Source organism: Collimonas arenae, assembly GCF_000786695.1.
Classification (GTDB): Bacteria; Pseudomonadota; Gammaproteobacteria; order Burkholderiales; family Burkholderiaceae_D; genus Collimonas; species Collimonas arenae_A.
This window is the reverse complement of record NZ_CP009962.1, coordinates 2,272,606-2,294,895: the sequence shown is the minus strand read 5'-3', so window position 1 is coordinate 2,294,895 and position 22,290 is coordinate 2,272,606. Positions and strand designations below refer to the sequence as shown.

Below are 22,290 nucleotides of genomic sequence, written 5' to 3'. Positions count from 1 at the left end.
CCCATGCAGCATTCACATCCGCATACCGAACATCATTTCGAAGCCAGCGACACCGTACGCGATATCGTCATCGGCATGGCCGATGGCCTGACCGTGCCGTTTGCGCTGGCCGCAGGCATCAGCGGGGCGGCGGTCGGCATCGATATCATCGTCACCGCCGGTGTCGCCGAAATTGCCGCCGGCTCAATCGCCATGGGATTGGGCGGTTACCTGGCCGGCCGCACCCAACGTCAGCATTACTATGCAGAGCGCGCAAGGGAAGAGGAAGAAATCCTCAATGTGCCGCATCGCGAACGCAAGGAAGTGATCGACATCATGGCGCAATACGGCGTCACCAAGCAAGAATGCGAACCGATGCTGGCTGGCCTGGAGCGCAACCCGATTGCCTGGCGCGATTTCATGATGCGCTTTGAACTGGGCCTGGAAGAACCGCAAGCAGGCGCCGCCAGGAAGAGCGCGATTACCATCGCCCTGTCCTACCTGGTCGGCGGCCTGATTCCGCTGGCCCCGTACATTCTCATGCATTCGATTCCCGAAGCGCTGACCGCTTCCACCGTGATCACGCTGGTGGCGCTGTTTGCGTTTGGCTACCTGAAAGGCAGCATCACCGGTACCGGCGCCCTCAAATCTGCGCTGCAAACCTTGATGGTAGGCGGCCTGGCCGCCGCCGCCGCATTCTCCATCGCCAGGCTGATCAGTTAAAACCATGTTTAATCCCTCCCAAGACGATGTCCGCCGCTTCTTTTGCGAAACCTACCGCAAACAGCATGCCAATGAAATCCTGACGCCACTGGAAGCCATCGCCAGCGACTGGCTGGTGCAACATCCGGAATATGCAGACGACCTGAAAGACGTCAACGCCGCGCTGAGCGCCGATTATTCTGTAGAGAACGGGCAGACCAATCCCTTCCTGCACCTGTCGATGCACCTGTCGATCGCCGAGCAAATCTCGATCGACCAGCCACCGGGAATCAAGGCTGTAGCTACCGCCCTGACGCAACGGCTGCAGTCGGAACACGAAGCCCATCACCACATCATGGAATGCCTGGGTGAGATGATCTGGAACTCGCAGCGCAGCGGCCTGCCGCCGGATGGCGCTGCGTATATCGACTGCATCCGGAAGCGCATCTAGCCCCCCTTCCGTACCCTCTAAAGTATTTTCAACACTTGCCGTTAATACAAAGGTAGGTGTCTTCACGCGTTTGCCGAATGTTCTGCGAACGTGCTGACTACGCCGTGTTCGCCATGCACTAGCACCGGTTGGCCGCCATTCCCGCTACAAGAACAGGAGCGACAACGCCGCCACGCCGTCTTTTTGCATTGAGCGAAATCACCTAACGATAACGGGAGAAAATATGCGCGACAATCGTCCCATTACCAGCAATGAATATGTATTGCAGGATCAAGACGCCATCGTTTCCAAGACCGATTTGCATGGCAACATCACTTACGTCAATCACGACTTCATCCGCGTCAGCGGCTTCAGCGAACAAGAATTGCTAGGCGCACCGCAAAACATCGTGCGTCATCCGGATATGCCGGCGCAAGCGTTCGCCGATTTCTGGCGTACGCTCAAGGCAGGCAAGGCCTGGACCGGTATGGTCAAGAACCGTTGCAAGAATGGCGACTTCTATTGGGTTGAAGCAAATGCCGCTCCGCTGTTCGACAACGGCCGGGTGATTGGCTACACTTCGATCCGGGTCAAACCGGGCCGCGAGCAGATACGGGCTGCCGAAGCCGCTTACCGCGACATCCAGGCAGGCGGCAATCTGCTCGATGTTCGGGAAGGCCGGGTAGTTACCCGTTCCGCCTTCGACGGCCTGGCAGCATTCAGTCAAATTTCTGTCAGCGCTCGCCTGGGCTTGGGTTTCGGTGCAATTTTCATCCTGTTCATCATCAATGCCTTGCTGAGCTGGCTGGCGCCGGCGGCGTTCGACTGGTCGCTTGCCGCTTCGGTGCTGGGTGCGCTGTGTTCTATATGCTTCGGATTGAATTTGCACGCGGGAACCATCCGCCGCCTGCAGCACATGCGCCAGGAAATCGACCAGATGAGTTCCGGCGATCTGGCTGGCAATATCGTAGCGCGCGGCGACGACGAAGTGTCAAAGATCTCGCAATCTTTGCGCATACTGCAACTCAACATCAAATGGCTGATTGTGCAGATCCAGCAATCGACCGCCCTAGTGAATACCGGCGCGCGCGAAATCGCCACCGGCAATCTGGATTTGTCGGCACGCACTGAATCGCAGGCATCCAGTCTTGAGCAAACCGCTTCGGCGATGGTGCAGCTGACATCTACCGTCAAGCAAAATGCCGACAACGCACAAGAAGCCAACAAGCTGGTGGTGAGCACCTCCGATATCGCTGAAAAAGGCGGCGCAGCGGTACATCAAGTAGTGGCGACGATGGGCTCAATCAAAGCCAGTTCGCATAAAATCGTCGACATCATCAGCGTCATCGACGGTATTGCCTTTCAAACCAATATCCTGGCCTTGAACGCGGCGGTTGAAGCCGCACGCGCAGGCGAACAAGGCCGCGGCTTTGCAGTGGTCGCCACCGAAGTACGCAGCCTGGCGCAACGCAGCGCTAACGCGGCCAAGGAAATCAAGACCTTGATCGGCGATTCGGTTGAAAAAGTGGAAACCGGCAGCTTGCTCGTCGATAATGCCGGCAAGACCATGAATGAGATTGTCGACTCCGTCAAACGCGCCGCCGCCATCATGGGCGAAATTTCCTCTTCCAGCCGCGAGCAAAGCATTGGCATCGAACAGGTCAACGAAGCCATTACCCAGATGGATGGCATCACCCAGCAAAACGCGACGCTGGTCGAACAAGCCGCCAACGCAGCCGAAGCGATGCTGGAGCAGTCGGCGACGCTGACACAACTGGTCGGCACATTCAAACTGTTGCCGGTCAGCGCCAGGACAGGCAACCAGCCAGGTACGAGGGCCAGACCAACAATTAATCTGCCCGTGACAAAATCCAGCTCTTTAAAAAAACCGGCACTAAAGCCGGTTGTCGTCACTGCAATAGCAAGGCCGCAGAAAAAAATTGTCGGCAGCGCAGCAGAGTGGGATACGTTTTAATCGACGTCACTGGCGGTCCTGCAAAGAAAACAAGGTAAAAAAGCGCCTGGATACTTATCCAGGCGCATAAACCCAAGGGGACACTTGGGCGGGAAATATTCCTTTTCTCAACTCAATGCCGAACGACCGCTTCCCCGGTTGCAGGTTGTGGATCGTCTTCATCGTGGCGATGGAACAACTGGTACAGGATCGGCAGCACCAGCAAGGTCAGAATGGTTGATGACAAAATCCCGCCTATCACCACCGTCGCCAGCGGTCGCTGCACTTCAGCGCCAGTACCGGTTGCAATGGCCATCGGCACAAAACCGAGCGACGCCACCAACGCCGTCATCAGCACTGGCCGCAAACGGGTCAACGCCCCTTCCCTGATCGCCAGATTCAGGGAGCGACCCTCCTCCCGCAAACTGCGGATAAAAGCAATCATCACCAACCCGTTCAGTACTGCAACGCCGCACAGTGCTATGAAACCGACCGCCGCCGAAATCGACAAGGGTATGCCACGCAGCCACAGGGCAACGATACCTCCTGTCAAGGCGAATGGAATGCCGCTGAACACCAGCAAGCCATCCTTGATATTGCCGAACATGGCAAACAACAAGGTAAATACCAACAGCAAGGCCACCGGAATCACGATCTGCAGGCGCTGTGTCGCCGATTGCAGTTGCTCGAACTGGCCGCCCCAGCTAGTCCAGTAACCGGCCGGAATCTTGACTTGCTGCTGCAGCTTGTCTTCCGCCTCGGCTACAAACGAGCCGATATCCCGGCCACGTACATTCGCGCTCACGACTATCCGCCGCTTGCCATTTTCACGGCTGATCTGATTTGGCCCCGGCGCCAGTTCCAGGCTGGCCACTTCCGCCAGCGGAATGTAATTGGTACGCCCTTCTCCGTTTGCATTGCGTGGTAAAGAAATCGGCAGCCGTTTGAAGGCTTCCAGATCGCTGCGCAGGTTTTCCGGCAAACGCACCACGATATCGAAGCGACGGTCGCCCTGGAACATGGTGCCGGCTTCCTTGCCGCCGATTGCGGTAGCTACCACGTCCTGCACATCCGATACATTGAGGCCATAGCGCGCGGTCTTGTCACGATCGATATTCACGGTCAGCATCGGCAGGCCGGAAGTCTGTTCAATCTTGACTTCGGTCGCGCCGTTGATCTTGCCCAGCACCTTCGACACTTTGTCAGCGGTGTCATTCAAGGCGGTCATGTCGTCGCCGAAAATCTTGACAGCGACATCACTACGCACGCCGGAGATAAGTTCATTGAAGCGCAGCTGGATCGGTTGGGAAAACTCGTAGTTATTGCCTGGCACATTGTTGGCCGCTTCCTGGATGGCCGCCAGCAACTCTGGTCGTGATTTCTTCGGCTTGGGCCAGCTATCTTCGGGCTTGAGCATGATATAGCCGTCGGATATATTCGGCGGCATCGGATCGGAGGCGATTTCCGCCGTGCCGGTGCGGGCGAATACGCGATCGATTTCAGGAAACTGCCGCTTCAGCGTACTCTCGATTTGCTTTTGCATCTCCAGCGATTGCGTCAGACTTGTACCCGGAATACGCAGAGCCTGGATCGCGATATCGCCCTCGCTCAGGCTAGGTACGAATTCACTGCCCAGACGCGTCGCCAGCACGCCGGACAGCAGCAACACCGCCAACGCGCTGCCCAGAACCAACGGCTTGCGCAGCATGACCCATTCCAGCACCGGCTCATAGAACCGCTTGGCGCCGCGCATCAGGAAATTTTCCGTTTCCGAGACGCGCTTGCCGATGAACAAAGCCACCGCCGCAGGAATGAAGGTAATCGACAATATCATTGCGCCGACCAGGGCAATCACAACTGTCAGCGCCATCGGATTGAACATCTTCCCTTCAACGCCAGTGAGGGCAAAGATTGGCAGATAGACCACCATGATGATGACCTGGCCAAACAACAGCGGACGGCGAGCCTCCTTCGACGCCGCAAACACTTCGTGGAAACGCTGACTACGCGTCAAAGGCCGGCCATGATGCGCTTGCGCATGGGCCAGGCGGCGGACGCAATTTTCGACGATAACCACCGCGCCATCAATGATGATGCCGAAATCCAGCGCCCCCAGGCTGAGCAAATTGGCGCTGACCTTGTACTGGACCATGCCGGTAAAAGTAAACAGCATCGACAGCGGAATCACCATCGCCGTAATGATGGCAGCGCGTATATTTCCGAGGAACAGGAACAGAATCGCGATCACCAGGATGGCGCCTTCCAGCAGGTTCTTCTTGACGGTGTTGATCGCCTTGTCAACCAGCACCGTGCGGTCATACACCGTGATGGCCTCGACGCCAACCGGCAAGCTTCGGTTGATTTCCACCATCTTGCGGTCGACCGCCTGCGAGACCGCGCGGCTGTTCTCGCCGATCAGCATGAAGACCGTCCCCAGTACTACTTCGCGACCGTTTTCGGTGGCCGCGCCAGTACGCAACTCACGCCCGATATCGACCTCGCCGACATCGCGGATACGAATCGGCACGCCCTGCACATTGCCAAGGATGATGTTACGGATGTCTTCCATCGAGCTGACTTGACCCGGCGCCCGTATCAACAACTGTTCGCCGCGCTTTTCAATATAGCCTGCGCCGACGTTGCTGTTGTTGCGGTCCAGCGCCGAGATGATATCTTGCAAGGTCAGGCCATACGAAGCCAGCTTCTCCGGCAGCGGCGCTACCTGGTATTCCTTGGCAAAGCCGCCGATCGAATTGATTTCCGTGACGCCGCTGACATTGCGCAATTGCGGCTTGATGATCCAGTCCTGGATTTCCCGCAGATCGGTCGCCGTGTAGGCGCTGCCATCGGCTTTCTTCGCGCCCTCCCTGGCTTCCACCGTCCACAAGTAGATTTCGCCCAGTCCGCTGGAAATCGGCCCCATTGCCGGCGCTACGCCGACCGGCAATTTTCCTTTGGCTTCCTGGATCCTCTCATTGACCAGCTGGCGGGCGAAATAGATGTCCGTCCCATCCTTGAAAATCACCGTCACCTGAGACAAGCCATAGCGCGACAAGGAGCGCGTCTGCTGCAGATGCGGCAAGCCCGACATGACCGTTTCTATCGGAAAAGTCACCCGTTGTTCAGTTTCCAGAGGTGAATAGCCAGGCGCTGCGGTATTGATCTGCACCTGTACATTGGTGATATCCGGCACCGCGTCAATCGGTAGTTTCTGATAATTGTAGATACCTAGTGCTGCCATCGCAAACACCGCCAGCATGATCAGCCAGCGCTGCTCGATCGAAAATCGTATGATGCGTTCAAACATGGAATCGGGTCCTTATGACTGAATGGGCGGATGGCTTAATGCGCATGTTCGGCGGTGCTTTTTCCGAGTTCCGATTTGAGAACGTAACTACCGTCCGCCGCGTACCGCGTACCGGCCTTGAGTCCCTTGACGATCTCGACCTGCTGGTTATCTGCGCGCCCTGTGGTCACCGGCTGCACCATGAAGCCGTCTGCGATGCGGACAAACACCACCTGCTTGCCCTCCAGGTTTTGGATCGCTTGCGGCTGCACGGCTACAGCCACCTCGACATCGCTGGAAACCACATCGACGTTGACGAACAGTCCCGGACGCCAGGCCATGTTCGGATTAGCCAGGGTGACCCTGGCCTTGGCGGTGCGGGTCTGTTCACCCAGCAACGCGCCTACATAGGAAATATTGCCGCTGGCCGTCGAGTCAAAGGCCGTAGCGCTTATCTTGACCTTTTCCCCAAGACGCACCAGGTTCAAATCTTTGGCCGGAACAATAATTTCCGCCCATACGGTGGACAGGTCGGAAATGGTGAAAATGCTGGCTTCGGCGGCCACAGCCTCGCCTAATGCAATGTGTTTTTCCGTTACCAGGCCATCGAACGGCGCCCGGATTTCATAGCGATTCAAGACGCCTCCGCTACCAGCGCCGGTGCCAAATACATTCAATTTCTGCCGGGCGTTCTGCACAGCGATCTCCGCCTCATTCATGATCTGGTGCGCTTGCTGGTAGTCCTGCTCCGCTGATATTTTTTCTTCCCACAATTTTTTTTCGCGATCGTAAGTGATGCGGGCAAAGCTATAGCGCTTCTGCGCCGCCAACAGTTCGCTGCGCTGTTCCGCCAGGCCAGTGCTCGCTACCACCGCCAGCAATTGTCCTCGCTTGACCTGCTGCCCGAGGTTGACGGCGACCTGCTCCACTACGCCTGCCAGACGCGGTACAACGTGCGCGGTCTTGTCTTCATTAGGACGAATTTCACCTGGCAAGGTGATGGCTGTCCTCACCCGCGCAGCAGCGGCGCTTTCCAGTTTGACGCCAGAGGCCGCGACCTTGGCGTCGCTCAGCTCAATCTTGCCTTCTTCTTGCGACAGCTCCGCTTGCAGCATTTGCTCGCCATATTGCAGCTTGAACCTGGCGTCGAATACATGCGGTTCAGCGATCGCCACGGTGCTGCTGAGATAGCTGCCCTGCGGCGCAAAGGCGATATTCTCGATGCTGCCGTCCTGCCGCACCAGTTCGAGTGTCAATGTTGCCCCGGCTGGAGCTAGCGCCTTGCCATCGTTGAACAAGCGGGCTTGGAAGCGCGCTTCTCCCGCGGCTTCCGCCATATTCACTTCCAGCGCCAGCTTGCCGTTGGTGAACAATCTCCCGCCATTCGGCCCCTTGGCGCCGATTGCTTCTGTTTGCGAATGATGCTCGCCGTCCGCATGTTCGTTTGCATGACCATGTTTCTCAGCAGCCTGCTCGCCATGATGTTCGCCGTCGCCATGCGCAACCGCATCGCGATGCGTATCTTCCTTGGTTTCCTGGCCGGTTTTGGTGTCGTTACCCAGATACAGCCCACCCGCTATCAGTACAAGAAAGACGACGATGGCGGTGATGACCTTGTTTTTATTCAAATTAATTTTCATGTTGGCTGCTTACAAAGAGTCGGTTGACGGAGAGCTGCCCACCACACGCTCAATCTCGGTGGCCGCACGATGGGTTTCTGCGATTGCCCGCAGCGCCTGGGATTTGGCCTGGAACAGTACGCGCTGCGCGTCCAGTACTTCCAGGAAGCTGAATTTGCCGAGTTCGAAGCCTTTGGTCGCTGTCTCGTAAGCATTTTGCGCGGCGGGAAGAATCTCACCTTGCAAAGCCTCCACTTGCTGGCGCCCCAGCTTGAGCCGCTCAAAGGCGTCGCGCAACTCTCCATCCAGCCGCAACTGTGCTCCACGCAACTCGTCGCGCGCCTTGTCGGCGCGCTGCAGGGCTTCCTGCAGATTGCCTTGATTACGGTCAAACACTGGAATCGGAATCGACAGCCCGAAAATCATCTGGTTCAGCCGACTTTCCTCTACCCTTTTACCGCCAATACTGACTGTGACATCCGGAATGCGGCGGCTGCGTTCAAGCTGAACCAACGCTTGGCGGCGCTCGACTTCGACCCGGGTTTTCAGAAAAGCTGGGGAATTCTGCAAACGCTCCAACATGACGTCTAGGTCAGGCAGCGCAGGCAATTCATTGATATGGCCATCGACGCTGGAAAAGGCTGGCTCGGCATCGCCCCAGGTCGCCGCCAGTGCTCGCCGGGCAATACCCAGGCTACTATTCGCCTGCTGCAATTCGACCCGCACACCCGCCTCGGCGACGCGCGCCTTGGTGGCTTCGATGGGCGCCACCTTGCCGGCGGCGACGCGCTTCGCCGTAATGTCGCTGGCGCGTTGCGCCAGTTGCAAGGAACTTTGCAGCAGTTGCTGATTTTCTTGCGCTTCCAGTGCAGCGAAGTACACACCGACCACCACCGCCTGGATGTCGGCGCGCTTCGCCAGATAGTCGGATTGCGCTGCGTCACGGCCCTTTTCCGCCGCTTTGATGCGGGAGTCGCGCTTGCCGCCCAGTTCCAGCCTCTGATTCAGCTGCACGGTAGTGGTACGGGTCGCCTTGCGGGTGTCTTCCAGCACGGTAGCAAGTTCCGGATTAGGTCTCGCCCCGGCTTGCAGAATAGATGCCTCTACCGCTTTGACTTCCAGCGCGGCAGCAGCCAGATCGGGGTTGCCCTTGAACGCTTGCGACAGCGCTTGCTGCAGCGTCAACGGCCCCGCCAGTTCGGCGGCGCTGAGAAGCGGCAGCGTGTAGTTGATGCTTGGCTGCGCCGCCACAGCGTCTTGCGCCAAAGCCGGCTGACACGCTAGCACCGCTAAACTGAGCGGCAAAAAAAACTTATTCATAACCTACTCCCCAAAAATCCTATTCAGGACGAATGACGCGGCAGGCCAAACCGCGCCACCAAGTCCGTTTCATCGATCAGGCTCCCGAGTAAACCGGATCGATATTTCTGTGGGTTTTGCAATCCGTGATAGCGGCTGACGGCGCTGCCATTCCGCTCTTGCTGGCGCCATCTGCTAGCCGCGGGTATTGCGCATCCGGCACCGACATCTGGCCAGCGGCGCGGGCTTGTTCCAGCTCGCGCAGTACGTCGGCGCGGGTCTTTTCCGCAACCGGTGCGGATGCCACGACGCTACCGGCCATGGCCATAGAAGCGAAAAATACGGTCATTTGTTTGATATTCATGACAATCTCCAATCCGTTAAGAAATCTCTCCAGCGCTTAATTTGAGTCCCGACACCGGAGAGCTTGTTGCACCTTGTTGCCGATATGCGCTTCAGGCGCCGGAGTAGATGTTTTTCTTCGGACCGTCTTCCTTATGGTCGTGGGCGGAAGACTTGCTCTTCTTACCGTCTGCCTGGGCCGGCTTTTTTTCCATACTCTTTGCCGTTTCCGCGTCGGCCTTCTGGGTTACCGGCACCGGGGTTTGCGCCAGCGCGATGCCGGAAGCAGTCAATAGAGCCACAGCAGATAAAAGTTGTTTAGCATTCATAGCTTTCTCCAAAAATGTGAAAGGGATTCAACGCCGGCCGTTGCTTGCGCCGTTGGCCGTATCGTTGAGACAAAGTGTAGAAAGGGAAGGAAAACGAGAATGTGACGGCCGGATTACGCTTTTGTAATCCACCACCGCCTTTTTATGGACGATAATCACGATTCAACCCCAGACAGCCGAAGGGTGATGTATGCGTATCCTGTTGGTAGAAGATGAACCCAAGGCCGGTGAATACCTGCGTAAAGGCTTGACCGAATCCGGCTACGTGGTCGATTGGGTGCGTACCGGCACCGACGGGCTGCATTACGCGACCACGGAAGACTACAACCTGATCGTGCTGGACGTCATGCTGCCAGGCCTGGACGGCTGGCAGGTAATTCATGAATTGCGCAAAAGCCACTCAACCCCGGTATTGTTCCTGACTGCGCGCGATGAAGTCGACGACCGCATCAAGGGCCTGGAACTGGGCGCAGACGACTATCTGGTCAAGCCCTTCGCATTTGCCGAACTGGTAGCTCGCATTCGTACCTTGTTGCGACGAGGACCAATCCGCGAATCCGATACCTTGCAAATCGCGAATATGGAAATCGACGTCATGAAACGCCGCGTCACCCGCAATGGCGAGCGAATCGACCTCACTACCAAAGAGTTCTCCCTGCTCTACCTGATGGCCAAGCGCCAGCACGAAGTCTTGTCACGCTCGCTGATTGCATCACAGGTGTGGGACATGAATTTCGACAGCGATACGAATGTCGTCGACGTCGCTATCCGCCGCCTTCGCATCAAGATTGACGAGCCCTATGCGCAGCCGTTGATTCACACCGTGCGCGGCATGGGCTACGTGCTGGAGGACCGCGCTTGAAGCCATGGGCGCCACGCTCGCTGACAGTGCGCCTAGCCTTGCTGTTTGCGCTGGCGACGCTGCTCACGTTTACCCTGGTCGGCAGTTATCTGTACTATTCGCTGGCGCGCCAACTGGAAAGCCATGACGACCAGGAGTTGCTGGGCAAGATCACGCTGATGCAGCATCTGGTGGGCAAGGCCGGGTCGGTGCAGGCGATCCGCAACGACCCGCATCCGTTCATGGACGCAGCGCTCGGACACAATGATTTGCTGCTGATCCTGCGCACAGCCGATGGCGCACCGTTACTGGATACACAACCAGCGGCAGGCAATCTGCCACTATTGCCACTCACCGCAGTCGACCAGACGCCGGACCGGAAATCCAGACAGAACCTGCGCACTTCCGCCGGCATGCCGGTGCGAGCGACGGCGCTGTGGGGCCGGATCGACCGCACCGGCGAACAGGTACAAATCATCGTCGCCCACAATGTCAGCGACAGCCTGGCCATGCTCGACAGCTATCGCCAGCAGATCCTGGGCGCGGCCTTGTCCGGCGCCCTGCTGGCGGCGTTGCTAGGTTATGTGCTGGTGCGGCGCGGCTTGCGGCCGACCCGTCTGATCGCCCAGCAGGCGCATTCGATTACCGCGCAGCGACTGGACCTCGGCCTGGATGTCGCCAGCGCCCCGGACGAATTGCAGCAACTGGTGCTGGCTTTCAACGGCATGCTGGATCGCCTGCATGAGAGTTTTCAGCGGCTGTCGCAGTTTTCCGCCGACCTGGCGCACGACTTGCGCACGCCGATCAACAACCTGATGGTGCAAACTCAGGTCGCGCTGGCGCAGCCGAGAAGCACGGAAGAATATCAAGGCTTGCTGGTATCGAATGTCGAGGAATATGAACGACTGGCTCGCATGCTGGACAACATGCTGTTTCTGGCACGCGCCGACAATGCGCATGTAGCGGTGACGCGCGAGCAGCTCGACTGCTCGCAAGAATTGCAGCGTATCGCCGATTATTTCGAAGGCGTGGCAGAAGACAGCGGCGTACGCCTGGTTATTTCCGGTTCTGGCAACCTGTATGCCGATCCGATGCTGTTGCGGCGGGCGATCGGCAACCTGGTCGCCAATGCCATCCGCTACACCCCGGCAGGCCAGGCAATCCGGCTGGAAGCACAACAACAGGCGCAAGGCAGCAGCATCCTGATCAGCAACCCGGGACCGCAGATTACCGAAGCCGCCATTCCACGGCTGTTCGACCGCTTCTACCGAGCAGATCCGGCGCGCAGCGATTCCGCCTCGTCGGCCGGCCTTGGCCTCGCCATCGTGCAATCAATCATGAAATTGCATGGCGGCCAGGTTGAACTGAGTCGCTCTGCCGATCAGCAAACCGTGTTCACCTTGTACTTCCCAAACCAGGGCACATAAAAAAACCACGCAAGGACAACTGCGTGGTCTTCATTTCTTCCGGGGCCAGGAGGCCGGGAATTTACTTGCGCAACACCAAAGTCGTCGGCAGGCTGTGCAGGTAGGCGGCAATATCTTGCACGTCCTGATGCGACAGCGCCTTGGCCTGGCCGCCCATGATAGCGTTGCTACGGCCGTTAGGACCGTCGCTACCGCGCTGATAGGAGATCAAGGCATGCTGCAGATAATCCTGAGGCTGGCCGGCCAGCTTTGGATAGCTGGGATCGATCGGGGTATGGAAATCAGCGCCATGGCAAGACGCGCATGCGTACTTTTTCACTGCGGCTTCGCCCGCTGCGATATTGCCTGCAGCATGGGCGGCATTCACGACTGCGCTAGTGGAAAGCAGAAACACCACGCCAGCAAAAATCTTTTTCATTGTGTGGGTCCCTTATTTTTGCTGCGAGTAATAAGCCGCAATATCCGCCATGTCCTGCTCGGACAGGCTGGCCGCAATACCGCGCATGGTCGGCATCTTGCGGTCGCCCTTTTTATAAGCGATTAATGCATTTTCAATGTATTTAGCCGATTGCCCGCCAAGCATGGGCACTTGATAGACTTCCGGGAAGGTCGCTTTGTAGCCGGGAATGCCGTGGCAGCCGATACACATCGAGATCTTGTTTTCCGCTGCCTTGGCGTCGCCGACCACGTCCGCAGCTGCGGCCATGTTGGCAAAGCCCGCAAGCGCGAGCAGTGCAATGAGTTTTTTCATAGTAGCTGGGTAATTGTAGCGAAACCGTTTTATTCGAAACTGCCACGAATACTGCCTCAAATGCCAGGAGATAGACAGTGCGGACAGGCAATATATCGCCTATACCACGCCATATATACTACGCAGGCACGGAATAAGGTAGCCCTGCCTGACGCCGACCGCCGTCGCCACCCTACACCAAAACCGGTTAATTTTACCCCAAGAAACATGCATAGTCCACGCCCGCCAATGTCATGCTGGCGGCGCCGGCCAACCCTGGCGGGGGTGCCGGATTACTGCCCCAAAACCGGGATTCTCAAAGAGAAAGCGAGCTTTTCGCGGACGTTGTTCCCCAACGCCGCATTTTATTACGCACGATTCGCGGCCTAGCCATGGCGGCTACCGGGATACCGGCGCGGCGCCGGTTCCATCGGCTGTGGCGCGCCCGCTTGCATAGCGGCATCTGAGGTCCTATCGGGTGTATTGGACTCTCCCTGTTCTTCCGGCCTGGACGCTGCCACAACGGCCTCCGGTAACAGGAAGGATCGCGGCGAAGCGCTGAAACGGCGTAGTACCGCCCGGAACACCAGTCTTCTGGTGCGCGCTGGCACATCGCGCGCGCGCAAAGCCAGAGTCAGCGCGCAGGCAAACGAAACGCCGACGTTCAGTACGCCAATACTGGCGATCCCGACCAGCGCCAGCCAGAATTGCGGCGTCGCCAGCACCGGCCAGCCCAGGCTACTGGCGGCGGCAGTCAGGCTACCGGTAGCCAGCGTCACATGCCGCACATCCAGCGGCAGTCCGAAGAACTGCGCCAGCACCGGCGTCATCCCCAGAAACAGGCCGAGTGAGACATTCCCGGCAATCTGCGCCACATTACGGTCCAGCCAGGCAGCCCAGCGTTCTGCCCGCATTGCGCCCAGCACATACACCAGGCGGCGCTGATGTCCCAGCGCTTCGCGCAGACGGCGCAAGGCAAACCAGTTATCGGCAAAGCCCGACACCAGGCTGGACAGCCATAGCAAGATGCCGGTGAAGACGGCGAACAAGGGCGTCGGCCCGATCACCGACAGGCTATGCAGGCTGGCGTGCGCATGTTCGGCCGTCATCATCGGCACGTCGGTAACTAGCAGGATCAGGCCTGAGATTAGCAACATGGCTGGAATCACGCCCATCAGGTTGCCGAACACGGCAGCCGCCTGGGAACGCAGCAGCTGGGCAATTTCGGTCAGCAAGGCGCGCAAGCCTTCCACGGTATCGAGCTGCCCCATCTTGGAAGCCAGCACCGGCGCCGTCACCGCCGGCTGTTTGGTGGCGAGGACACCGCCGACGGCAGAGATCGCCATGAAGCTGACGGCGTAGTTCAAGGATGCAAAAATGCCCTCGAAGAAACGGGCAGCGCCAAGCGCCGACACCATGGATTTACCGAGCACGGTGAATGCCGTGACGCCGCCGCCGCGGCCGGCGGCCTTCAGCATCACCCGATATTCCTTACCGTCACGCGCGATGTAGTGTTCGCCGTGGTCGGCGTTGCGCTCGACCATCTTGCGCGCCAGCAGCGAAAAACTACGCTGGACCAGGCCGCGTATCGAAGAACGCTGATGATGCGCGGCGATCAGGTCGCCCAGCAAAGCTTGAATCTGGCCACTCCCTTGCACCTGCTTCTCATCCCTACCCTGGCCGTTGCTACCGTATATCTGTGAGCGCAGATCGGTCAGCAGCGCCATGCGCGTCAATTGTGCACGCATCCGCTCGACCCGATAGACCAGGCTGACCGAAACGCCATGTTCGTCCAGATGGGCATAGATCCGGTCAGTCTGCGCCTGGCAGACGGCAATTAACATGCGCACGCTGCGCAAGGCGGCGTCATCGCGCGGATTGACGTACAGATAGGTCTCCAACTCGCGCCGCAGCACCATGAACGGGGTGGCCTGCAAGGGCATCTTGGGATCCAGCTTTTGCCGGAAGGCCTTGCTGATGCCGTCCGCCAGCACCATCGTCGCCAGGTGAATCAGCGCCTCGTCAATCTGCTGCTGGTAGCTATGGGCGATACCGTCATCGGCAATCAGTTTCCATATTTGCGCCACGCTTTTCCGGTCCAGCGCCAGCAGCCAGTCAGCGTCTTCCTGATTGGGGAACAGCACGGTAAACAAGGCCGACAAGTCCGCCTCGAACGGTGGCTTCGGCAATACCATCTTGACGATATGCTCAGACAGCTCACTAAAAAACGCCGGTTCGTGCGGCAAACCGGTGGCGCAAAACAATTCCGGCCCGGCGGCCTCACGCAAGGTTTTCTGTAAAGTCGCCTGGACTACCCGCCGCACATCGCGGTTACTGTCCAGCCATTCCAGCATGAATTGCAAGCGCTGCTGCCTGAAGCGCAACCTGGCATCATCGTCCAGCATGGATACTTTAGGAATATGGCGTAGCCAATGGACGAGATCGATAATCCAGTTGGCGCGTTCTTGCCAGGAACAGAACGGGTTGGTGCGGCGCATCAAAGCGTCGATTTGCCTGGCGCTATGCTGGCCGTCTGCCTGGTGCCGCTCGCCTAGTCGAAACCGGCGCCACATCACCCGCAGACGGAGAAAGAGAATTTTCATTGGCTATTGGTTGGCTATTGATATCTATAACAGTGAAGACATATTGTCTGATTGCCATCGCAGCTTATTAACACTTGCAAGCCAGGAGCCGTCGCGGCCAGCCAATGGACCATCTCGTTTATACTCGACGTTATTTGCTCACACATGACTAACCACAATGCGATCAGAGACACGTTTTGAAAGTTCCCCCAGTTACGTCGCCACCGACGATCTGAAACTGGCCGTTAATGCTGCGCTGACATTGCAACGGCCGTTGCTGATCAAAGGCGAACCAGGCACCGGTAAAACCATGCTGGCCGAAGAAGTGGCCGCCGCGCTGAACATGCCTTTGATGCAATGGCATATCAAATCGACCACTAAAGCCCAGCAAGGTTTGTACGAATACGACGCCGTGTCGCGCCTGCGTGATTCCCAGTTGGGTGACGCCAGGGTCAAGGACATTCATAACTACATTGTCAAAGGCGTACTGTGGCAAGCCTTTAACGCTGACGAACAAGTGGTGCTGCTGATTGATGAGATCGACAAAGCAGACATCGAGTTCCCCAACGATTTGTTGCGTGAGCTCGATCGCATGGAATTTTACGTCTACGAAACACGTGAAATGGTGCGCGCCAAGCACAGGCCGCTGGTGATCATTACCTCGAATAATGAAAAAGAATTACCGGACGCCTTCCTGCGCCGCTGTTTTTTTCACTACATTAAGTTCCCGGACAAGGCGACCATGCAGGAAATCGTCAATGTCCACTTTCCGAACCTAAAAAAAGATTTGCTGGCACAGGCGCTGGAGACTTTCTATCAGGTGCGCGACGTGGCCGGTCTGAAAAAAAAGCCGTCAACCTCCGAACTGTTGGACTGGCTGAAATTGTTGTTGGCTGAAGACATTCCGCCGGAAGCGTTGCACAGCAGCGACGCCAAGGCCGTGGTGCCGCCTCTGCATGGCGCCCTGCTGAAGAACGAACAGGACGTCCATCTGTTCGAACGCCTCGTTTTCATGGCTAGAAAAAACAGATAACCACGACTGACAAAACGTCCCATGTTGATTGATTTTTTCTTCACCTTGAAAGATGCCAAAGTCCCGGTATCGATCAAAGAGTTCCTGATCCTGCTGGAAGCGCTTCAGCGGAAGGTCATCGCACCGACGCTGGATAATTTTTATTATCTGGCACGCACCACGCTGGTCAAGGACGAAGCTCATTTCGACAAGTTCGACCAGGCTTTCGGCCGCTACTTCAAGGGCATCCAGACCATCTTCGAAAAGAATCCGGAGATCCCGCTGGATTGGCTGATGCAGCGCATGAAGCGCGAGTTGTCGCCGGAGCAACTGGCGCAGTTGGAGAAATTCGGCTACGACAAATTGATGGACCGCCTGAACGAATTGCTGGAAGAGCAAAAGGGCCGACATGAAGGCGGCAACAAATGGATCGGCACCGGCGGCACGTCGCCTTTCGGCCACGGCGGGACTAATCCGGAAGGAATACGCATCGGCGGCAGCGGCGGCAACCGCACTGCAGTCAAGGTATGGGAAGCGCGCGCCTATCGCGATTATGACGACGAACGAGAGTTGGGCACCCGCAATATCAAGGTCGCCCTGCGTCGCCTGCGCAAATTCGCGCGCGAAGGTATCGCAGAAGAACTGGCTCTGGACGACACCATCCGCGCCACCGCCCACAATGCCGGCTACCTCGATATCAAGATGCGGCCGGAGCGCAAGAACAATATCAAGGTACTGATGCTGATGGATGTCGGCGGCACCATGGACGATCATATCGCCCGTACCGAAGAATTATTCAGTGCGGCGAAGACCGAGTTCAAGAACATGGAGTTTTTCTATTTCCACAACTGCGTCTATGACTATATGTGGAAAAACAACCAGCGCCGCCATGCCGAGCGTTTCCCTACCTGGGACATTTTGCGCAAATACACGCCGGACACCAAGTTGATCTTTGTCGGCGACGCCACCATGAGCCCTTACGAAATTTTGCAGCCAGGGGGCTCGGTCGAATACAACAACGAAGAAGCCGGCGCTGAGTGGTTGCAGCGCTTTACCCGGGCTTTCCCCAAGTTCATCTGGCTGAATCCCGAACCCGAGGGCTTGTGGCAATACCGGCAATCGGTGGAAGTAATCCGGCAACTGATGAGCAACCGCATGTTCCCGGTGACGATGGATGGACTGGAGCGCGGCATGCGCCTGCTCAGCAAATGAAATTCTGCCGCAGCTTTTTTTGGCAAACAGGCGTTTTATCTGGCGCATCGGGGCGGCATAGACCGCCGCCCTCCACGACCGTTTAAACCCGGTCCCGCAGCGACAGGAATTTCCCGATCGCCAGCAGGATTTGCGGCTGCTCCAGATGCCGGTGCAGAAAACCGTCGCAACCGACCTGACTTGCCCTTACATGGTCGTATGCAAAATCCTTTTCAATCAGGAAAACCACCGCGATCCGCGTGTTTGGATGCTGGCGCTTGATCTCCGTGCACAACTCATAGGGATCGACATGCGCCAGTTTTGGGTTGATCAGCACAACTGAGATGCTGAGCCTTGTATACACTTCGGCTGCTGCGTCCGGTGTGCCCACCCATTCCACCGGCACGACATGATGCGCCAAAGCGAGCGCCAGGTCGTCGCGGAAGGCCGATTGATTATCGATCACCAGGATACGGTCGCTTTGCGGCTGCTTATTCCGCATGCGTTCGTATTCGAGCGGGTCGGTCAGGTCGAGGTCGAGGCGCTCGCGCCGGCGCCGCTCCGGTACGTTGCTCGCCAGCGTCGCATCGGATGGATTTTGCTTGGCCAGCATGATCTGACGCCGCTCCATCAAGGTGTCCAGCGCATCGAACAGCTTGAGCCAGCGGATGGGGCGCTCGACACAGGCAAACGGCAGCTCCACATGCGGCGTGCCGACCAGTAGCACCGGCCGCAGGTTGTTCGGCTCCATGTCGGCCAGCATCGCCAGTGCCTTCAGGTCGTCGGAATTGACCAGATACAGGTCCGGCTCCTGCAAGCTGTCGGCGAATAAGCGAAAATACTGCTTCTGACGATTTTGTTCGACTGAAAAAGTAGCGTCGAAAATATTGATTTCCCTTGCGGAAAATCCGATGAAACGAATGGCGAATGGTGCGTTATGATTTTTCATTTTTGTATGCCCCCTGTTGCGCTAACCCTGACGAAAGCATAATAGCAGTGTCTTTATTTGACTTTTATTTTTATCAATACACTGTGCAAAAACAGCAACATTTCATTGCTGATTTTCAATAAAATCGGCACTAAATCTGGATACGCTCCCTCTGTGTGGTTAACGCCTGGCGATGCAAGACTGCTTGGAATCAGCAGCCTGGCGCAGCCTGCTGTCATCGCATCGGCACATTGTCACCACCCTGTCGGCTTTTTCATTAGAATGCGCACAGGATAATAACGAGCAATCCCGAATTTAGTTGTAAATTGACAATATTCCACATTTAACCTGAACCGACTGAATGGCAACCAAAAAATCACCGCAATCTGACTATAGCGAATCATCGATCCGTGTATTGAAAGGCCTGGAGCCGGTAAAGCAACGCCCAGGCATGTACACCCGCACTGAAAATCCGCTGCATATCATTCAGGAAGTGATCGACAACGCCTCGGACGAAGCACTCGGCGGTTATTGCAAGAATATCCTGGTCACCCTGAATACCGACGGCAGCGTCAGCGTCGAGGACGACGGTCGCGGTATTCCGGTAGGGCTGCATCCGGAAGAAAAAGTACCGACGGTGGAAATTGTTTTCACCCGCTTGCATGCAGGCGGCAAGTTCGACAAGGGTAGCGGCGGCGCCTATTCCTTTTCCGGCGGCTTGCATGGCGTCGGCGTGTCGGTTACCAACGCCCTTTCCTCGCGTCTTGAGATCACGGTCTGGCGCAAAGATGATCAAGGCAATGGCGTACATCACATGGTATTCGCCGACGGCGAGGTCATTGAAAAACTGAAATCGCGCGCCATAGGCCGCGACGACAAGAAGTCCGGCACCCGCGTCACTGCGTGGCCAAATCCGAAATACTTCGATTCGCCGGCTATCTCGCAACCGGAACTGCAGCGCCTGCTGCGCTCCAAAGCGGTGCTGCTGCCTGGCGTCAAGGTCACGCTGCTCAATGCCAAGACCGGCGACAGCCAGACCTGGCAATACGATCAGGGCTTACGCGGCTACCTGATGGAATCGCTGGCGCAGTCGTCGAATGCCGAACCGCTGATCCCGCTGTTCGAAGGCGAACAATACGCCAATGCCGATGCAGAAGGATTTGCAGAAGGCGAAGGCGCGGCCTGGGTAGTCGCCTGGACCGAAGACGGCGGGATCGTGCGCGAATCCTATGTCAACCTGATTCCCACTTCGGCCGGTGGCACCCACGAATCGGGCTTGCGCGAAGGCCTGTTTGGAGCAGTCAAAAGCTTCGTCGAAATGCACTCCTTGCTGCCCAAAGGCGTCAAGCTGTTGCCAGAGGACGTGTTTGCCCGTGTTTCCTTCGTGCTGTCCGCTAAAGTGCTGGACCCGCAATTCCAGGGCCAGATCAAGGAACGCTTGAATTCGCGCGATGCGGTGCGGCTGGTGTCGACTTATACGCGGCCGGCGCTGGAGCTGTGGCTGAACCAGCACGTTGAATATGGCAAGAAGCTGGCCGATCTGGTCATCAAGCAAGCACAAAACCGTTTGCGCTCGGCGCAAAAAGTCGAAAAGAAAAAATCTTCCGGCGTGGCGGTTTTGCCGGGCAAGCTGACCGATTGCGAATCCAGCGATATTACCCGCAATGAATTGTTCCTGGTTGAGGGCGACTCCGCGGGCGGCTCGGCAAAAATGGGGCGCGACAAGGAATTCCAGGCGATATTGCCCTTGCGCGGCAAGGTGCTGAATTCCTGGGAAACCGAGCGCGACCGCTTGTTCGCCAACAATGAAATCCATGATATCGCCGTCGCTATCGGCGTCGATCCTCATGGCAAAGACGACACCGTTGATTTCAGCGGTCTGCGCTATGGCAAGATTTGCATCCTGTCCGATGCGGACGTCGACGGGTCACACATCCAGGTCTTGTTGCTGACGCTGTTTTTCCGCCATTTCCCGCAACTGATCGGCCGCGGCAATATCTGTATCGCGCGGCCGCCGCTGTATCGGGTCGACGCCCCGGCGCGTGGCAAGAAGCCGGCGCAGAAGATATACGCGCTGGATGATGGCGAGCTTGAAGCCATTGAAGATAAATTGCGCAAGGACGGGGTCAAAGAAACGGCCTGGTCAATCTCGCGCTTCAAAGGCCTCGGTGAAATGAACGCGGAACAATTGTGGGAAACCACGATGAATCCGGATACCCGCCGTTTGTTGCCGGTTTCGCTTGGTAATTTTGATCTGCAAGCCTCGGAAAACCGTTTCAACATGCTGATGGGTAAAGGCGAAGCTGCGGCTCGACGGGCCTGGATCGAAGAACATGGGAACGAAGCTGAGGCAGATATCTAAATGCGGTGCGCGTTGGCAAGTATTGAAAGCGGATGGCAATATTGGTAACAATTTTACCGTCCGCCATCCGTATCGGCGAAACGTATTATGATGGTCGCTGTTTTACGATTCATTACGCATGATCCGGCTTGCCGGATTACCAGCGATCAACTGATTTTTCCTGTAGTGCGCATCCTGCAGCAGCATGGGTAGCCGCCTCGCTTATTAGCGTATTTGTTTGCGTATTTGCTTGTGTATGCATGCGCCTGGGTTTTATTGCAAGTCACCGCTGAACTTGCACATACAAAGGATATTGTTTTTAATGAAACACCGTAACATCACCGCCTCGAAGCTTGGCCCGCAATAGAAAATGATGCAGCTTCGTCATCATTTGGGCCAACTCCTCACAGCTACTCTGCTGACGCTCGCGCTTATGACCGCGGTCGGCAGTGCGCGCGCGGATATCTTCGGCTATATCGATGCTGACGGCATGGGCCATTTTTCGACTGAAAAACTGGATGAGCGTTATCAGTTGTTCATGCGCGGCGACGGCTCTTTCGATTCATCGCAGCTGAGCGGCAAGAACACAAAACCGCTGGATCCGAAGTTGCGCGACAGCCCGCTGTTTCGCTACCTGTCGCAACATCCGAACCTGAAGAAATACGAGCAACTGGTCAATCAGGCGGCGCAAGAGTTTGCGCTCGAACCTGCCTTGCTGAAGGCGGTGATGGCGGCCGAATCCGGCTTTAATCCCGGCGCTGTATCGCCCAAGGGCGCGATCGGCTTGATGCAGATCATGCCCGCCACCGCCGAGCGTTACGGCCTGACTGGCGACAAGAAAAGGCCGATCGAACAAAAGCTGACCGATCCCGCTACAAATATCAGGCTAGGCGCACGCTATCTGCGCGATTTGCTGAAACTCTATCCAGCCCAGCAAGAACTGGTGATAGCGTCGTATAACGCCGGCGAAGGCGCAGTGCAAAAGTACAACAACCAGATACCACCGTATCCGGAAACCCGTAATTATGTACAACTAGTCCGGCAGTTTTACCAATTGTACAAACCCGGACTTGATTCCTCCACCAAGCCGAATGGCAGCTTGAGACGCATCCAGCTGGTGATTCCTGGCCGCCGCAATATGCCGTCCGACCTGACGCCGACACCAGCCACGCTCGACGTAAACGTGATTCCGCCTGCAGCAGCAGCCCTGCCGGCGACCGCAACACCTATAATCGAATAAAACAGCGCGAATAGAAAAGCACAATAAAACCCGCAAGTCATATAGCCCGAACAACTGC

Annotated in this window: 18 protein-coding genes; 9 read left to right on the top strand and 9 right to left on the bottom strand. The window is 57.0% G+C overall.

The features are described from left to right. Window positions 1-3: 3 nt before the first annotated feature. The 3 genes from LT85_RS10300 (at window position 4) to LT85_RS10290 (ending at window position 3,086) form a co-directional block, all read left to right on the top strand. Window positions 4-702 (top strand): VIT1/CCC1 transporter family protein, encoded by a 699-nt coding sequence (locus LT85_RS10300; RefSeq protein WP_038488226.1) that lies wholly within the window; start codon window positions 4-6, stop codon window positions 700-702. A gap of 4 nt (window positions 703-706) precedes the next feature. Then, complete coding sequence (locus LT85_RS10295; protein ID WP_038488221.1) at window positions 707-1,132, top strand: DUF1841 family protein; 426 nt, start codon at window positions 707-709, stop codon at window positions 1,130-1,132. Window positions 1,133-1,355: 223 nt separating this feature from the next. Beyond that, entirely contained in the window at window positions 1,356-3,086 is a 1,731-nt protein-coding gene (locus LT85_RS10290) for a methyl-accepting chemotaxis protein (RefSeq protein ID WP_081992234.1), read from the top strand. 112 nt (window positions 3,087-3,198) lie between these two features. Here the strand turns inward: LT85_RS10290 and LT85_RS10285 are convergent, their stop codons facing one another. The 5 genes from LT85_RS10285 to LT85_RS10265 form a co-directional block, all read right to left on the bottom strand. Next, window positions 3,199-6,372 carry a CusA/CzcA family heavy metal efflux RND transporter gene (locus LT85_RS10285; protein ID WP_038488218.1) on the bottom strand — a complete coding sequence of 1,058 codons (3,174 nt, stop codon included), beginning with the start codon at window positions 6,370-6,372 and terminating at the stop codon, window positions 3,199-3,201. A gap of 35 nt (window positions 6,373-6,407) precedes the next feature. Then, on the bottom strand, window positions 6,408-7,991 hold the full coding sequence (locus LT85_RS10280) for an efflux RND transporter periplasmic adaptor subunit (RefSeq protein ID WP_038488216.1): 1,584 nt from the start codon (window positions 7,989-7,991) through the stop codon (window positions 6,408-6,410). Window positions 7,992-8,000: 9 nt separating this feature from the next. Next, window positions 8,001-9,290 carry a TolC family protein gene (locus tag LT85_RS10275; RefSeq protein ID WP_038488213.1) on the bottom strand — a complete coding sequence of 430 codons (1,290 nt, stop codon included), beginning with the start codon at window positions 9,288-9,290 and terminating at the stop codon, window positions 8,001-8,003. Window positions 9,291-9,366: 76 nt separating this feature from the next. Continuing rightward, window positions 9,367-9,633 carry a DUF4148 domain-containing protein gene (locus tag LT85_RS10270; RefSeq protein ID WP_038488210.1) on the bottom strand — a complete coding sequence of 89 codons (267 nt, stop codon included), beginning with the start codon at window positions 9,631-9,633 and terminating at the stop codon, window positions 9,367-9,369. Window positions 9,634-9,724: 91 nt separating this feature from the next. Next, complete coding sequence (locus tag LT85_RS10265; protein WP_038488207.1) at window positions 9,725-9,940, bottom strand: hypothetical protein; 216 nt, start codon at window positions 9,938-9,940, stop codon at window positions 9,725-9,727. Window positions 9,941-10,130: 190 nt separating this feature from the next. Here LT85_RS10265 and LT85_RS10260 point away from each other — a divergent pair, with 190 nt between their 5' ends. Both LT85_RS10260 and LT85_RS10255 read left to right on the top strand, forming a co-directional pair. Further along, complete coding sequence (locus LT85_RS10260; protein ID WP_038488204.1) at window positions 10,131-10,802, top strand: heavy metal response regulator transcription factor; 672 nt, start codon at window positions 10,131-10,133, stop codon at window positions 10,800-10,802. Further along, window positions 10,799-12,208 (top strand): heavy metal sensor histidine kinase, encoded by a 1,410-nt coding sequence (locus LT85_RS10255; protein ID WP_038488203.1) that lies wholly within the window; start codon window positions 10,799-10,801, stop codon window positions 12,206-12,208. Before LT85_RS10260 ends, LT85_RS10255 begins: the two co-directional genes overlap by 4 nt. Before the next feature lie 61 nt (window positions 12,209-12,269). On the opposite strand, the gene LT85_RS10250 is transcribed toward LT85_RS10255, so the two are convergent. From LT85_RS10250 to LT85_RS10240, 3 genes are all read right to left on the bottom strand, one after another. Beyond that, window positions 12,270-12,626: a c-type cytochrome gene (locus LT85_RS10250; protein WP_038488200.1), complete on the bottom strand. Its 357-nt coding sequence runs from the start codon at window positions 12,624-12,626 to the stop codon at window positions 12,270-12,272. Between the two features lie 12 nt (window positions 12,627-12,638). Beyond that, window positions 12,639-12,959 (bottom strand): c-type cytochrome, encoded by a 321-nt coding sequence (locus LT85_RS10245; RefSeq protein WP_038488197.1) that lies wholly within the window; start codon window positions 12,957-12,959, stop codon window positions 12,639-12,641. 365 nt (window positions 12,960-13,324) lie between these two features. Further along, window positions 13,325-15,541 (bottom strand): site-specific recombinase, encoded by a 2,217-nt coding sequence (locus LT85_RS10240; RefSeq protein ID WP_038488194.1) that lies wholly within the window; start codon window positions 15,539-15,541, stop codon window positions 13,325-13,327. Window positions 15,542-15,698: 157 nt separating this feature from the next. On the opposite strand from LT85_RS10240, the gene LT85_RS10235 reads away from it, so the two are divergent. Beyond that, on the top strand, window positions 15,699-16,553 hold the full coding sequence (locus LT85_RS10235) for an AAA family ATPase (RefSeq protein WP_038488191.1): 855 nt from the start codon (window positions 15,699-15,701) through the stop codon (window positions 16,551-16,553). A gap of 21 nt (window positions 16,554-16,574) precedes the next feature. Further along, window positions 16,575-17,744: a vWA domain-containing protein gene (locus tag LT85_RS10230; protein ID WP_038488189.1), complete on the top strand. Its 1,170-nt coding sequence runs from the start codon at window positions 16,575-16,577 to the stop codon at window positions 17,742-17,744. 82 nt (window positions 17,745-17,826) lie between these two features. Here LT85_RS10230 and LT85_RS10225 read toward each other — a convergent pair whose 3' ends face one another. Next, window positions 17,827-18,672, bottom strand: a complete 846-nt coding sequence (locus tag LT85_RS10225; RefSeq protein ID WP_038488186.1) for a response regulator — start codon at window positions 18,670-18,672, stop codon at window positions 17,827-17,829. A 340-nt stretch (window positions 18,673-19,012) separates the two neighbouring features. On the opposite strand from LT85_RS10225, the gene LT85_RS10220 reads away from it, so the two are divergent. After that, window positions 19,013-21,013, top strand: a complete 2,001-nt coding sequence (locus LT85_RS10220) for a DNA topoisomerase IV subunit B (RefSeq protein ID WP_038488184.1) — start codon at window positions 19,013-19,015, stop codon at window positions 21,011-21,013. Window positions 21,014-21,362: 349 nt separating this feature from the next. Next, the gene (locus LT85_RS10215; protein ID WP_038488181.1) at window positions 21,363-22,232 is read left to right on the top strand and encodes a lytic transglycosylase domain-containing protein; all 870 of its coding nucleotides are present in this window, start codon (window positions 21,363-21,365) and stop codon (window positions 22,230-22,232) included. The last annotated feature ends 58 nt before the right edge of the window (window positions 22,233-22,290 follow it).

What these genes read in the sequence shown, in the direction of transcription:
- LT85_RS10300 (WP_038488226.1), top strand. Translation starts at nt 4, where the DNA reads ATGCAGCATTCACATCCGCATACCGAACATCATTTCGAAGCCAGCGAC.
- LT85_RS10295 (WP_038488221.1), top strand. Translation starts at nt 707, where the DNA reads ATGTTTAATCCCTCCCAAGACGATGTCCGCCGCTTCTTTTGCGAAACC.
- LT85_RS10290 (WP_081992234.1), top strand. Translation starts at nt 1,356, where the DNA reads ATGCGCGACAATCGTCCCATTACCAGCAATGAATATGTATTGCAGGAT.
- LT85_RS10285 (WP_038488218.1), bottom strand. Translation starts at nt 6,372, where the DNA reads ATGTTTGAACGCATCATACGATTTTCGATCGAGCAGCGCTGGCTGATC.
- LT85_RS10280 (WP_038488216.1), bottom strand. Translation starts at nt 7,991, where the DNA reads ATGAAAATTAATTTGAATAAAAACAAGGTCATCACCGCCATCGTCGTC.
- LT85_RS10275 (WP_038488213.1), bottom strand. Translation starts at nt 9,290, where the DNA reads ATGAATAAGTTTTTTTTGCCGCTCAGTTTAGCGGTGCTAGCGTGTCAG.
- LT85_RS10270 (WP_038488210.1), bottom strand. Translation starts at nt 9,633, where the DNA reads ATGAATATCAAACAAATGACCGTATTTTTCGCTTCTATGGCCATGGCC.
- LT85_RS10265 (WP_038488207.1), bottom strand. Translation starts at nt 9,940, where the DNA reads ATGAATGCTAAACAACTTTTATCTGCTGTGGCTCTATTGACTGCTTCC.
- LT85_RS10260 (WP_038488204.1), top strand. Translation starts at nt 10,131, where the DNA reads ATGCGTATCCTGTTGGTAGAAGATGAACCCAAGGCCGGTGAATACCTG.
- LT85_RS10250 (WP_038488200.1), bottom strand. Translation starts at nt 12,626, where the DNA reads ATGAAAAAGATTTTTGCTGGCGTGGTGTTTCTGCTTTCCACTAGCGCA.
- LT85_RS10245 (WP_038488197.1), bottom strand. Translation starts at nt 12,959, where the DNA reads ATGAAAAAACTCATTGCACTGCTCGCGCTTGCGGGCTTTGCCAACATG.
- LT85_RS10240 (WP_038488194.1), bottom strand. Translation starts at nt 15,541, where the DNA reads ATGAAAATTCTCTTTCTCCGTCTGCGGGTGATGTGGCGCCGGTTTCGA.
- LT85_RS10235 (WP_038488191.1), top strand. Translation starts at nt 15,699, where the DNA reads ATGCGATCAGAGACACGTTTTGAAAGTTCCCCCAGTTACGTCGCCACC.
- LT85_RS10230 (WP_038488189.1), top strand. Translation starts at nt 16,575, where the DNA reads ATGTTGATTGATTTTTTCTTCACCTTGAAAGATGCCAAAGTCCCGGTA.
- LT85_RS10225 (WP_038488186.1), bottom strand. Translation starts at nt 18,672, where the DNA reads ATGAAAAATCATAACGCACCATTCGCCATTCGTTTCATCGGATTTTCC.
- LT85_RS10220 (WP_038488184.1), top strand. Translation starts at nt 19,013, where the DNA reads ATGGCAACCAAAAAATCACCGCAATCTGACTATAGCGAATCATCGATC.
- LT85_RS10215 (WP_038488181.1), top strand. Translation starts at nt 21,363, where the DNA reads ATGATGCAGCTTCGTCATCATTTGGGCCAACTCCTCACAGCTACTCTG.